Source organism: Acidicapsa borealis, assembly GCF_059115245.1.
In genome coordinates this window covers 3,637,466-3,650,295 of sequence record NZ_JCACNY010000001.1, presented here as the reverse complement: position 1 = coordinate 3,650,295, position 12,830 = coordinate 3,637,466, and the positions used below count along the sequence as shown (strand labels likewise).

The following is a 12,830-nucleotide window of genomic DNA, read 5'->3' as shown; positions in this document are numbered from 1 at the left end:
GGTACGTTGTGCTATTCTCCGGCCATCAGCTCCCGGAAATCTGCCGACGCTCCCATAATGACTAACAGCGATTCGCAATTCGATATCAATGCGGCTGGTGCCAACTCTGGCGACCACTCCACTCACATTCTGGTGGAAGTGGATGGTGTTACCAAGACCTTTGGCGACAAGGCTGCGCTTCGCGATATCAGCTTCTCGGTTCCGGCTGGACAGATCTGCGGACTGCTTGGGCCGAATGGTGCGGGTAAGACGACGCTGTTTCGCCTGCTGATGGGCATCCTGAAGGCTACGGATGGTTCGCTTCGCATCGACGGGTTGGATGCGTTTGAGGATCGAGTTGAGGCGATGCGGCGGATTGGGTTTCTTCCGGATGAGCCGGTTTTCTACTCGTACCTGTCGGGGCGAGAGATTCTGCAGTTGAGTGCTGCCATGCATGGGCTGAATGTGCCGGAGACCATGGACCGGATCGGACCGATCATCGCCAGACTGCGCCTGGCAGAAGACATCGACAACTTTGCGGAGGACTATTCCCGCGGTATGAAGAAGAAGCTCGGTCTGCTGCTGGCGCTGCTGCATGAGCCGAAGCTTCTGGTGCTCGACGAGCCTACGAATGGTCTGGATGTTGAGTCAACGCATCTGTTTTACGAGCTGATTCTTGAGGTTGCCAGCCGCGGGACTACGGTGCTGTTTTCGACCCACCTGATGGATCATGTGGCGCGGCTCTGCTCCCATGTGGTGATCGTCAATGAGGGGCGGCTCGTGGCGAATAGCTCGCTCGACCAGCTTCGGGCGAGTCACGGAGAAGCGCCGCTCGAAGAGATCTTTCTACAACTGACGGACCGGCCTCAGCAGTGACCACCGAACGCGCAACACCCCCAACCTTCTGGAAGACGGTCTCGCTGCTGCTTGGGGTTTCGCGGCGGCGCGCCGTGAACCGGGCGCGCCGGCAGCAGGAGTTGCTGAACAGCCGCACGGGTCGGCAGGCCACGAACTGGAACCCGGTCTTTTTCCTGATGGGCATCGTGCTCATGGCGGCGATCAATCTGCTGGCTGCTCTGGTGCTAAAGAATGCGGTGGAAGCCAGCCATACTGAGGAGACGATTCAACGCGTTGCGCGACTTTCAGAAGCCGGGGGCGGCGGTGGCAACACGATTCTGGTGTCACAGCAGTTCCTGGATGCAGTCATTGCGCACGAGAACAATCAGCGGCTTGGCTGGAAGGGCGTGGAGCGATTTCCACCCGACTACATTTCTGAAGCAAAGCGTATTGCTCAGGAGACAGGTGGTTCTCAAGCGTTGCTTGAGCAAAGGCTGCGTGAAATCGTCCGAAACCATCGGTTGAACGATTTGATCACGCAGGATGAGCTTCGTTCGGGGCGGCAGGTTCGACTGCTGGTTACACCGAATCCAAGAGGCGACGCCTTCGCAGGTGCATCGGGGCAATCCAGTTTCAAAGTCCCTGCTGCAACCGGGCGATTTCCTGCCTTTGTGGGATCGCTGATTCTGTTTCTATGGGTCTCGATGCTGGTTTGTCAGGGCGAGGGGTTGGAGCTGGATATGCAGCGGCGGCGCCATCCCATGTGGGAGTGGCTCTACTCACATCCGGTGCCGACGCGGGCGATCTTCTTTGCGGAAATGCTTTCGCCGATTGCGGCCAATCCGCTGTACTGGGGTGCGCCGCTGTTTGCTGGATTTACCTACGGATTCAACTATGTTCCGGGGATCGGATTGCTGGCTACGTTTGCTGTTGGTGTGCCGGTTTCGGTTGCAGCGGCGTGCCTTGGCAAGGCCCTCGAAATTGGTATTATTCTGCGGTTTTCTCCGCGGGCGCGGGGCGGGATCGTCGGGCTGATGAACTGGGTCGGCTACGCTACGATGATGTTGTTCCTGGCTGGACTCGCGTTTATGCCCAATCTCGTTGGAGCCTTGGGCAAGCTGTATGACGTTGTTGTCGCGATTCCGTGGCCGTGGTTCGGGTTGTTCCTGGGGATGCGTGTCGACGGATCACTTTCCTTTGTCTTGGGGTTTCTGGTGTGCTGGGTTGCGGCCATGGTCACGACCGCTGGGGCGGTGTGGTTCAGCGTTTGGGGAGCGCAAAGGGGCCTGAGCGGGAGCTACGCGCAGACCAGTTCAAGGCCGTCGTCTGGGAAGCGGGTTCCGCGTTTTGGCAAGGAGCCGCTGTATCGCAAGGAGTTTCTGTGGTTCATTCGCGACCGGAGTGCGATTGTTCAGACGATTCTGATACCGCTGACGGTGGCCGGGTATCAGGCTTTCAACTTCCGTTTTCTGCTGGTTCACGCACAGGGGGCCTGGAACTACCTTTGCGGCACGGCGATTTTGTTTGGGACGTATTTTCTCTGGGTGCTAGGGCCGAAGTCGCTTGCTTCGGAAGGGCAGGCGCTGTGGATTGCGCTTACCTGGCCGCGCGGGCTTGAGAATCTGCTGAAGGCGAAGGCCTGGCTCTGGTCGATGATCTCGTCGGGGCTGGTGGCGATCATTCTTGGCTACGCTGTGTTTCTGTTTCCGCACTCGGCGTGGAGGATTGCGCTGGTGGGGGTTGGCTGGTTTTTCTTTGGCCGCAGCATGGCGGAGAAGTCGGTGACGCTGGTGACGGTGACTTCGGAGTCCGGGGAGGTGCAGAAGGTTCCGCGCGGACGCTACTGGGCTACACAGCTGGGCATGCTGACGTTCGCGATTGGCATTCTCACCCAGCAGTGGAGTCTGGCGATTGTGGGCATTGTTTACTCCTACATCACGGCGGCGGCGATGTGGCAGAACTTCCGCGCGCGGCTGCCTTATCTGTATGACCCATGGTCGGAGCGTGTGCCGCCTCCGCCGACGCTGATGCACAGCATGATTGGCATCAGCATCCTGGTTGAGGGTGTGGCGGTCTTTACAGCGGCCTTTGTTGGTTTCCTGGGGATGCACAATCTTGGAATTGCTCAGGCGTTCGCATATGGGGTGTGCGCTATTGCTGTCTCGATCGGGATGTCGAGCTTCCTGGATGGGCGGAGTGTCTCACCGCAGCAGATCTGGTGCTGGGAGCCGGGCAAGATCACTTCGGATACGGACCCTTACGAGGCGCCGCAACCGTTCTGGCGCAGTCAGCGGCTCTTCGATGCCCGTTTTCTGCCGTGGCTGGCGGCGGGCGCGGCAGGTGGATTGCTGCTTGGAGGCTTTGCTCTCGGCTACGTGGCAGTGCTGATGCATATTTCCGGCATTGCGGAGTCTTTGCGGAAGGCAAGGGAATTGATGGTTTCGCAGCCTTCCCTGCGTATTTCCTACGCGATCATGGCTGTTTTTTTCGCGCCGTTTGCCGAGGAGTATCTGTTTCGCGGGCTGCTCTACCGGGCGCTGGACCGGGAGTGGGGTGGGTGGCGCGCTGTTTTGGGCAGTGCGGCGTTTTTCGCGATCTATCATCCGCCGACTTCTTGGCTGCCGGTGGGACTGCTGGGGGCGGCGAATGCGATCCTCTTCAAGAAGAGTGGCAGGCTGGCTCCGGCGATCCTTTTGCACATGCTCTATAACGCTGTTGTGTCTATTGGATGAACAACCTGTCCCCGCGGCTTTGTCCTTTGGCCCGTAGTTGGTAGACAATGAGAGCGTGCCCGTAATCGACAAACAAATCATGCCCGATCGAACGATTGCCTCTCCTTTTGTAGATGTGCCTACTGCTCTGGCTGAATTTCGCGCCGGGCGCATGCTTGTGGTTGTGGATGACGAAGACCGCGAGAATGAGGGGGATCTGACGCTTGCGGCGGAGTTCGTCACGCCGGAAGCGATCAACTTTATGGCTAAGTTCGGCCGCGGGCTGATCTGCCTTACGCTGACGGAAGAGCGCGCCGATCACCTGAACCTGCCGCCGATGACGCAACACAACTCGTCGCGCTTCGGTACTGCGTTTACGGAGACAATTGAGGCTCGCGAGGGTGTGACTACGGGGATTTCGGCTGCCGATCGCAGTCACACGATTCGGACCGCGATTGCTGCGGAATCGACTGCGTCGGATCTGGCGCGGCCGGGGCACATTTTTCCGCTTCGCGCGCGCAAAGGTGGGGTGCTGGTTCGGGCCGGGCAGACGGAGGCTTCCGTAGATCTGGCACGGCTTGCCGGATTGAACCCGAGCGGCGTTATTTGCGAAATCATGAACGACGACGGGACGATGGCTCGTGTTCCGGACCTCGTCCAGTTCTGCGCCGAACATGATCTCAAGATGCTGACGGTCGCGGAACTGATCCGCTACCGGCTGCAGCATGAACGCTACATTACGCGTGCCGCGGAGACACAGATTCAGACTCGGTATGGCAGTTTTAAGATGATTGCCTATGAGTCGGAAGTGAACGGTGGGGAAAGTCACATTGCGCTGGTGAAGGGGGATTTGTGCAGCAGTGATTCGCCCGATCATGCCGCGAAACCTGTGCTCGTTCGAGTGCACACGAAATGCACAGCGGGTGATTTATTTGCTGCCGACTGCCAATGCCGCGAGATTCTGGACGAGTCGTTACGCATGATTGCCGAGGCTGGTTGCGGAGCGTTGCTGTACCTGCACAACACGGGTCGCGGGTTTGAGATCGATTCGTCGGCGAAAGCAGCAAACTCTGCCGGTGCGGCTAAGCTGCTGCTCCATAGCGACCTTCGCGCTCTCGAGTCGAATCCCGCGAGCGAAGAGCACCATCGCAGGACGTTGCGTGCGGTAGGCCTTGGCGGGCAGATTCTCTTCGATTTGGGAATTCGGCGGATCCGGCTGCTGAGCAACACGCCTACGCATATTCCGGCGCTGGAGGGCTTCGGTCTGGAGATCGTGGAGCAGGTGCCCATCCAGATTCGCGGCAACGCTTCCTGACCAAAGTCGCTGGTCAGGAAGGCGATTCAATAATGCGCAATCGGAGAACAGGTGCATGCTGGCCGGCGGATCTTTGATCCTGCTGGCCAGCGTTTTTTGGCTTATGCAGCGTGTTCTTCGATCAGTCTCTTGGTTTGGCTGGAGGAGATGAAGTGGCGTTCTACGAGCCAGTAGAAGAGCCGTCCGACGCCGATGGCGATTAGCAGTTGAACCCAGAAAGTGACCCAGTAGCGACTTCCATCAAAGCCAGCCTTCCGGCAAGCGACGTCGATAAATGGCAGGATGACCGGATGGATGAGGTAAAGGCTATAGGAGGAAGATCCCACCCAGAGCAAAGGGCGTAGCAGGCGGCTCCCGGCTAACTTTCCGTCGAAGGGTTTAATCAATGCGAGCAAGAGACAAAAGACGAGGCAGCTGGCGGTGCGTACCTTGCTTGTAGGATGTGAGATATTGACAGTGCCGACCTGGCGTAAAAGGATGAAAACGACGCACAGGACGGTGGTGATTGCTGCTGCGCCATAGAGAATCGATTTGAGCTTCGGCGAGTAGCCTGCAACGGTTTCCTTACGCGATTCCAGGAGGTAGAAGAGGATACTGCCGAGTGAGAACTGGTGCCACATGCGGAAGGGAAAAATGACGTCTCCCAGGACGATCATCGTTAGAAGGGAGGCGCATGTGGTGAGCGCAAGACCAAGGATGAAGGTGAGTTGACCCTCGGCCATTCCGCGGCGGTTGGCGACTTGTTTCGTGATCCACAGGAGCCCACCAATCAGCACGTAGAAGGCGACTTCGTAACAAAGGCTCCAGAAGACGATGTTGGCAAAGTCAGTGTTGAACTCGTACTGGGTGAGAGTGAGGTTGGACAGCCAGTAGAGCGGGGAAGTTTCTAGCGCCTGCGGATGATTGATTTTGCCGATCCAATGATGAGAATCAGCAACGAGAAGAGCGATGGTGGCCAGGACTCCGATGACCAGAGCAATCCAGTATGGCGGAAAGATGCGGCGTCCTCGCTCAAAGAAGTAGCGATTGAGAGTCTTTCCGCTGTAGAGGGCTCCGTGGGCTGCTGCGGTGATGCAATATCCGGAGATGATAAAGAAGATAATGACACCGAACTGACCGCGAATGGCGAAGGCATAAAGAGGGCTGTCAAGATAGCGTAGATTGTCGCCACCCAGGAAGCGGTCGCAGCAGTGCATCATAACTACCCAGATCGCAGCAAATCCGCGGAGAGCGTCCAATGTGCGAAACGGGGGTATACGCTGCAAAAGTAACCTCCAAAACAGAAATCAGTCACTATGAACGTACCATGCGACCCGTCTTCGATAAATAAGATGAGTGAATTGGACTGCCTGGTGAAATCAGCGACGTTGGCGAAGTTGTTGTCAGAGTCGCTTTAGGAATCGGAGAGCCTCGTCCAGCTGAGGAAAGATGCGCTCGTCTGCTTTGAAGGCGGCCGAATGAACACAGCGCCGCGTGCCGCGTACGCTGACAGGATGCTTGAGATGCAACATCTCGTGGTAGAGCAAATATTCGATGGCGTAGCGGGGGCTTGAGGGGCGGTCGAAGACTTTGCTGACGACGATGGTGTTATGTGCGGCATCATAGTGGCCCAGCAGGCGCTTGGCGTGGTGTTCGCTCCAAGTCAGCTGTGGGCGGCCCAGAAGACCGTGGAAGAAACGCTCATTGAGTGTGTCGAAGACTTCGTCAAGGTGGTAATAGCGGCCCTCGGGGCCGAGGATGCGCTTGGCTCCGCGAGAACTGCGGATCTGTTCTGTCTGACGTGCGACTGCTTCGCTGTACTGAAAGCGCTTGTAGCGATGATTGTGCGCGGGGCTGATGGGCTTCTTGTAAATCTTGGCAATCAGAATGTGGGCGATAGCGCGGAGGACCGACTCTGGGGCGCCCTCGAGCAGGTCGGACAGGCTGACGTGAAGCTGACCTTCGCGGAGACGAATGGTTGTATTCAGCGAAACGAAGCGTCGGAAACGGATATGGAACGGCGGCATGGGGGCGCGCGGGCGCAGCTCCCGATACTCCTGCTCGAAGATCAGAACGACTTCGGCCGCAGCGAGTTTTGTCCCAGAGGGTTTGCGCTTAGCCAAAGTAGCTGCCGGAATCGTCGGGTGCTGCAGACTCGCTGGAAGATGAGAGGGCGGAAAGGGGAAGGATGGCTCACCCATCGGATTTACCCTCCATCTCCTGGTCAGGGGCCGCCAACTGCTGCTTCCACTCCAGGATACGTGCGCGTCCGGCTGCTGCTTCAGCTTCAGGAATGTGCCCGGCTTGCTGGAGAGCGATCGACAGGCTGGTGTGAGCGAGCGGATCGCCGGGCGTGAGGTTGGTCAAAGCGATGGCTGCGGCTACGGCTGCTTCAAATTGTCCCGCATCCCGCAGTGCGCGAATCAGGCCATGGTGGGCTTCCAGATGATCTGCGTCCGTTGCAATGGCGCTGCGAAAGGCCTGAGCTGCACCGACAGGATCCCCCGCTGCGAGCAGATCGACACCCTGCTGCGAGAGAGAATCGGCGGTTGCTAAACCGGTCTGGGGGTAAGGGGACACATCTACATCCTAACAAGCCGGGGGAGAGAGGCAGTACCGGAATCAATCTGTAATCTTTTTCCAGGTTGCATTCGTGCTGTCGCCTTCTGGCATGGCCAGGTTAACCCTTGTTTGCGGCCTCACTACTAGGTCGACACGGCGGTTTTCGGCGCGCCCCTCGGCGGTTGCGTTGCTGGCTACGGGGTGGAATTCGGCATAGCCTGAGGCGGATACTCGCTCTGGCCTGATGTCGTGGGTGGCGAGAAAGATCCGCGCGATCCGGGTGGCTCGAGCGGCGGAGAGTTCCCAGTTGGAGTCGAACTCATCGTTGTGGATGGGCAAATTATCGGTGTGACCCTCGATCCGCAGGTCGTACGGAGTTTGACCGAGACGTGATGCGATCTCTCGCAGCACGGGCAAAGCTCCCGGCTGAGGGGTGGCCGAGCCAGAGCTGAAAAAGCCTGCTTCGCGCAGGCTGATGACGAGTCCATCCTTGCCCATCTGCACAGAGACGGTATGCTCCTCGATCTGATTCGAAAGCATTTTTTCCAAGTCTCTTTGGACTTTATCGAGATCCTGCTTGACGCGCGCCGGAGCCATCAGCTCTTCGCCCATTACAACGTTAAGGGGAGAAATGGGCTGATCCTGACTGATGGCCGAGACGTTCTTGAGGTTCGTCGGCCTCTTTGCTGAGTCGGGGAAGAGGCCGAGCATGTGGAAGGCGGAGTCGATGGCCTGCGAGACCTGTTGCTGTTTTTTCTGATCGGCTTTCGATGAGGCGTAAAGGACGACAAAGAAAGCGAAGAGCAGGGTGATGAAGTCCGCGTACGAGACAAGCCAGCGGTCATGGCTGCCGTAGCTGTGCCTGCGGTTGCGTCTCATGCTGCTTTTTCTCGCGCGTTGGGTTGTTCTTCAAGGAAGCCGCTGAGCTTCACCTCGAGCATGCGTGGATTGATTCCTTCGAGGATGGAGATCACACCTTCGAGCATCATCTCGCGTCGCTGGTGCTCGTCGCGGATGCGGATGCGTAACTTGCCCGCGGCTGGAAGAAAGAAGAGATTGGCCGCGCCCACGCCGTAGATTGTTGCCACGAAGGCTACGGCGATGCCTTTGCCCACTTCTTCGATCTTGTCCAGATGCTGCATCACCTGGATGAGTCCGAGTACGGCGCCGAGGATGCCGATGGTGGGCGAGAAACCGCCTGCGGACTCAAACACTGCTGGCTGGCGCTCGTCGCTTTCGCCGCGGGAATCGAGGCTGAGGCACATGATCTTGCGCAACTCTGCGGGCTCGGTGCCGTCGATTGCCAGCGTAAGGGCCTGGCGCAGGAAGGGTTCGTCGATGGATTTCAGGTCGGCGTCGAGCGAGACGACGCCGGAGCGGCGGGCCTTGTTGGCAAAGCTGACGAGAGTTTCGATCAGCTTTTTATTTTCGTCCCGAGGCGTAAAGAACACCTGCGCCAGCCGCCGGACGGCATTGATGACCGTGCGTAGTGGAAACTGCAGAAGGACCGCGCCAAGCGTGCCGCCAAAGACGATCATTGCTGCCGTCGGCTGAAAGATCTGCCCGAGATTGCCGCCCTCGAGCAGAAGTCCGGCCACGATGCCCACGATCGCAAGAATTACGCCGCCAATGCTTGACTTATCCATAGAGAGCCCTCAGAGAACGCTGGCTAATCTGTTGTAGGTGACCGGATGAAAGCTCAGGAGTTAGGTTCTGCGTGCGTTGCGCCTGGTTGCGAGACGGCCAGTACCGGGCCACTTCGGCTGCCCCTGACTGAGGCTCCATAGGCATCCGGATTGTGGCTGGCGAGCGCAACCAGACGCTGCAGGTCGCCGGGGGCCTTAGAATGTGCGGCCACCGCAGCCAGCAGTAAAGCTCTGTACGCCAGCACCTTTTCCAGGATCTCGGCGCAGCTCTCGCGGACGATGAGTTTTTCCCCGTGGATCAGGGTGAGCATGGTGTCTGGAGAGGCTTCGGCGATCTTGATCAGGTCGCTGTTGACCAGCATCTGAGTTCCGTTGAGTCGAGTCACTTCAATCATTGCGCGCGAGTCTCCTGACTGGCTTATCGGCGGCGGTGTGAAAAGCCATAGGAGAGAAGTCCGGCAATGCGCATGCAGTTCGTGATCGGGAAGAAACAACTCGCGGAAGAGGTCCACAATCCTGAATTGATACTCACTAAAGTCGCTGCGAAGTCCGCCGATACAACTCCCAGATGCGATGGCTGTTGTCCCGGTAGCTGCGTAAAAAATCAGCGCAACGGAGCATTCAGCCATAAATCAACGCATCCATCAGGAGCAATCCTGACCAGGAGCGATCCCATGGGATTGGGCGTACTGAATAACATTTCGGCGCTGTATGCAGAGAACAGCCTGAATAACACCAACAGCAGCCTGCAGAATGTGCTGACTCAACTTTCTTCGGGTTCCAAGATCAACTCCGGCTCGGATGATGCCGCTGGACTGTCGCTGGTGAACGGTCTGCAGGCGAATTCGACAGCGCTTACCCAGTCCGCCACCAATGCAACGGAAGGCGTGGGCCTGTTGCAGGTGGCCGATGGCGCTCTCTCGCAAGTGACGAACCTGCTCAACCGTGCTGTTACGCTGGCCACCGAGACAGCGAACGGCACCCTCAACTCGACCCAGGAAGCTGCGGCGAACCAGGAATATCAGTCGATTCTGTCGGAGATCAATAACATTGGTTCGACGACCACGTATAACTCGAACCAGATCTTCACCGGTGCAGCAGCGGGAACGAACATCTATACCGGTGATTCTTCGACCACCGGTGCTTCGGTCGACAATCTCTACTTTGCTCCACTGTCTTCGACCACGGTTGGCGACTCGGGCGGCACGGTTGTACAGAGTTCGGCTGGCCAGTTCGTTGACCTTGCCAAGTTCACCGGCACGGCAACGACAACCCAGGCGCTTGCGTCTGACGCTGTCAGCGGCGGACTCAAGTTCACCTTGACCAATGCCGACGGCACTACGACCAACTTCACGACAACTGCCACCACGGTTGGCGGCCTGATCTCGGAGATCAACAAGGACGGAATACCCGGAGTCACGGCGAGTCTTTCGACTGTTTCCGCGACCGGCGTAGGCACGGGCGCGGCCACCGACGTGGGTTTGCTGCTCTCGAACACCAATTCGAGCGTGGTCATCGCCGACGCTACCCTGCTCGATACAACCAGCGGTGAAGCCGCAACGTCTCTCCAGGCATCTACGAAGTCGGTCGAGACGATCAGCTATCAGAAGGGCACCAACGAAGCCACAACCGATCTGGCCACGACGGATCTGACTACCCAGGGGAACGCGCAGTCGGCACTCACAACCATCAATGCCGCGATTAGTAACGTCGCCGCCCAGCGCGGGTATCTTGGCGCGCAGGTCAACACGCTGAATGCGGTTTCGCAGGTTGCGAGCACCCAGCAGGAGAACATCACCTCGGCACAGAATGCGGTGCAAGCGACCGACTACGCTGCGGCGACGACCCAGTTGTCGAAGTACGAGATCCTGTCCCAGACCGGCATTTCGGCACTGGCTCAGGCGAATAGCCTGCAGCAGGAAGTTACCAAGCTGTTGCAGTAGTCTCGTTTGCAGGACGAAGAGATGGGAAGGCGCGAAGTTGCGTCTTCCCGGCTTTCTGACAGACAAACGCTGGAATTGCGTGCGGGTCAAAATTCTCTAATCTTGTCCATGCGAAATTGGCTATTGGGCTGCGTTCTGTTGCATTGAGGTAGAGATGGGTACAGTAGGAATTAGTTTCGGATCGCCCACCGCCGGCACTGGCTTTAATGTGAGCGCCACCGTGAGCCAGATTGTTGCAAATCTACAGAATATCGAGGCGCCATGGAAGTCGCAGCTTTCCAGCTATCAGGGCCAGGACATGGTCATATCGAGCTTGGGAAGTCTACTGTCTACACTTTCCAATGATGTTGGGCAGCTCACCGATTTCCAGGGGGTGCTGGCAGAGAAGCAGGGCTCTAGTTCGGATCCCGGGGTGTTGGCACTGACCTCAGCATCATCCGCCGCTGTAGCCGGGACGCATACAATTGTCGTCAATTCGCTGGCAGCGACCTCTTCCGGATACCTGGACGCGATCACCAATGCTTCGGATACCGTTTCCGGCTCGATCTCGATTCAGGTTGGATCGGGTACGACGCAGACCATCACTGTCGGGTCTAGCGACAATACGCTTTCCGGTCTTGCGGCGGCCATCAACAATGCTGGAATTGGCGTGACGGCATCGGTGCTGACGGACACGAATGGATCGCGACTTTCGCTGGTGTCCGGGACGTCCGGCAGCGGCGGTGATCTAACGATCGGTTCGTCGATCACAGATGTAAGCACCAACAAGGCCCTGGCTTACAACAAGGCTACCGATGGCGTGAATGCGAGCCTTACAGTCGATGGTGTGGCTATCTCTGCCGCGTCGAATACTGTCAGCACTGTCATTCCGGGTGTCACGTTTCAATTGCTCGCACCGTCTCCGGTAGCGAGCGGAACGGCAGAGTCGGTGCAAGTGCAGATACTCAATGACAACACTGCGGTCGTGTCATCGGTGAACCAGTTCGTCTCGGACTACAACGCAGTCATCAGTGCCGTCAATTCGCAGGAAACGACAACGTCTGGCACGCCCGCCCCGCTGTTCGGTACACCCACGCTGACGCTTCTCCAGGAGCAGCTTCTCAGTGCGATCAATACGGCTACGCCTGCCGGTTACCTGACTGCTATTCCCAAGGCAAATGCCTCCGATACGCTCACTGGATCGCTGTCGATTGCAGTTGGTTCCGGGAACCCAACTGTCTTTAACCTGAGTTTGTTGCCAGCTGCCAACCAAAATCTAGCGGGACTTGCCTCAGCGGTCAATGCCGCGAGCATCGGCATCACGGCCAGCGTGCTGACAGACGCGACCGGAGCTCGTTTATCCCTGGTTGCGAATGCGGGCATCACGTCGGGAGTTACAGTGACTTCGACGGTGGCCGATGGCTCGACGGCTCTGGCATATAACTCGCAGTCTGGCGTCAACAACCTTACGCAGCTTGGGGTGAGCGTGAATAATGACGGAACGCTGAGTCTCGATACCAATGCTCTGAACAGCGAACTCAACACCAATTACTCAGGCATTGTCAGTTTCTTTCAAAACAGCTACAGCTGGGGTGTGGACTTTTCCAACACATTGAACAATCTAGGTACGACGAGCACGACGGGAACTCTCGCCCTGGCTCTCAGCTCCAATAGCAGCAGCGAGTCCGCTCTCAATACAGATATTTCGAATGAAGAGCGTCTCATTTCGGCGCAGCAGGTGAGTCTCACGCTGGAGTTGACGAGCGCCAACGAGATTCTTCAGTCCATTCCCTCAAACTTGAACAATGTCAGTGAGCTCTATTCGGCGATCACAGGCTACCAGGCACCAAAATTCTAAGCCAAGTCAATTGGATCAGGA

At 57.7% G+C, this 12,830-nt stretch carries 11 protein-coding genes; 5 read left to right on the top strand and 6 right to left on the bottom strand.

Annotation, left to right across the window (positions count from 1 at the left end; genetic code table 11):
• The first annotated feature begins 57 nt into the window (after positions 1 to 57).
• The 3 genes from AC5S27_RS14955 to ribB all read left to right on the top strand — a co-directional run bounded on the left by AC5S27_RS14955 (position 58) and on the right by ribB (position 4,842).
• On the top strand, positions 58 to 855 hold the full coding sequence (locus AC5S27_RS14955; RefSeq protein ID WP_493935367.1) for an ABC transporter ATP-binding protein: 798 nt from the start codon (positions 58 to 60) through the stop codon (positions 853 to 855).
• Positions 852 to 3,548, top strand: coding sequence for a CPBP family intramembrane glutamic endopeptidase (locus AC5S27_RS14950; RefSeq protein ID WP_493935366.1), 2,697 nt, complete (start codon positions 852 to 854; stop codon positions 3,546 to 3,548). The genes AC5S27_RS14955 and AC5S27_RS14950 overlap by 4 nt, the downstream gene beginning before the upstream one ends.
• A gap of 79 nt (positions 3,549 to 3,627) precedes the next feature.
• On the top strand, positions 3,628 to 4,842 hold the full coding sequence (gene ribB, locus AC5S27_RS14945) for a 3,4-dihydroxy-2-butanone-4-phosphate synthase (RefSeq protein ID WP_493935365.1): 1,215 nt from the start codon (positions 3,628 to 3,630) through the stop codon (positions 4,840 to 4,842).
• Positions 4,843 to 4,943: 101 nt separating this feature from the next.
• On the opposite strand, the gene AC5S27_RS14940 is transcribed toward ribB, so the two are convergent.
• From AC5S27_RS14940 to AC5S27_RS14915, 6 genes are all read right to left on the bottom strand, one after another.
• On the bottom strand, positions 4,944 to 6,107 hold the full coding sequence (locus AC5S27_RS14940) for an acyltransferase family protein (RefSeq protein ID WP_493935364.1): 1,164 nt from the start codon (positions 6,105 to 6,107) through the stop codon (positions 4,944 to 4,946).
• Between the two features lie 117 nt (positions 6,108 to 6,224).
• The gene (locus AC5S27_RS14935; protein WP_493937318.1) at positions 6,225 to 6,848 is read right to left on the bottom strand and encodes a M48 family metalloprotease; all 624 of its coding nucleotides are present in this window, start codon (positions 6,846 to 6,848) and stop codon (positions 6,225 to 6,227) included.
• Positions 6,849 to 7,014: 166 nt separating this feature from the next.
• Positions 7,015 to 7,401, bottom strand: coding sequence for a tetratricopeptide repeat protein (locus tag AC5S27_RS14930; protein WP_493935363.1), 387 nt, complete (start codon positions 7,399 to 7,401; stop codon positions 7,015 to 7,017).
• A gap of 42 nt (positions 7,402 to 7,443) precedes the next feature.
• The gene (locus AC5S27_RS14925) at positions 7,444 to 8,262 is read right to left on the bottom strand and encodes a flagellar motor protein MotB (protein ID WP_493935362.1); all 819 of its coding nucleotides are present in this window, start codon (positions 8,260 to 8,262) and stop codon (positions 7,444 to 7,446) included.
• Positions 8,259 to 9,029, bottom strand: coding sequence for a flagellar motor protein (locus tag AC5S27_RS14920; protein WP_493935361.1), 771 nt, complete (start codon positions 9,027 to 9,029; stop codon positions 8,259 to 8,261). The genes AC5S27_RS14925 and AC5S27_RS14920 overlap by 4 nt, the downstream gene beginning before the upstream one ends.
• Before the next feature lie 53 nt (positions 9,030 to 9,082).
• Positions 9,083 to 9,658 carry a flagellar FlbD family protein gene (locus AC5S27_RS14915; protein WP_493935360.1) on the bottom strand — a complete coding sequence of 192 codons (576 nt, stop codon included), beginning with the start codon at positions 9,656 to 9,658 and terminating at the stop codon, positions 9,083 to 9,085.
• Positions 9,659 to 9,703: 45 nt separating this feature from the next.
• Between AC5S27_RS14915 and AC5S27_RS14910 the strand changes: the two genes are divergently transcribed.
• Entirely contained in the window at positions 9,704 to 10,972 is a 1,269-nt protein-coding gene (locus AC5S27_RS14910; protein WP_493935359.1) for a flagellin N-terminal helical domain-containing protein, read from the top strand.
• Between the two features lie 154 nt (positions 10,973 to 11,126).
• Positions 11,127 to 12,809: a flagellar filament capping protein FliD gene (fliD, locus tag AC5S27_RS14905; protein ID WP_493935358.1), complete on the top strand. Its 1,683-nt coding sequence runs from the start codon at positions 11,127 to 11,129 to the stop codon at positions 12,807 to 12,809.
• The last annotated feature ends 21 nt before the right edge of the window (positions 12,810 to 12,830 follow it).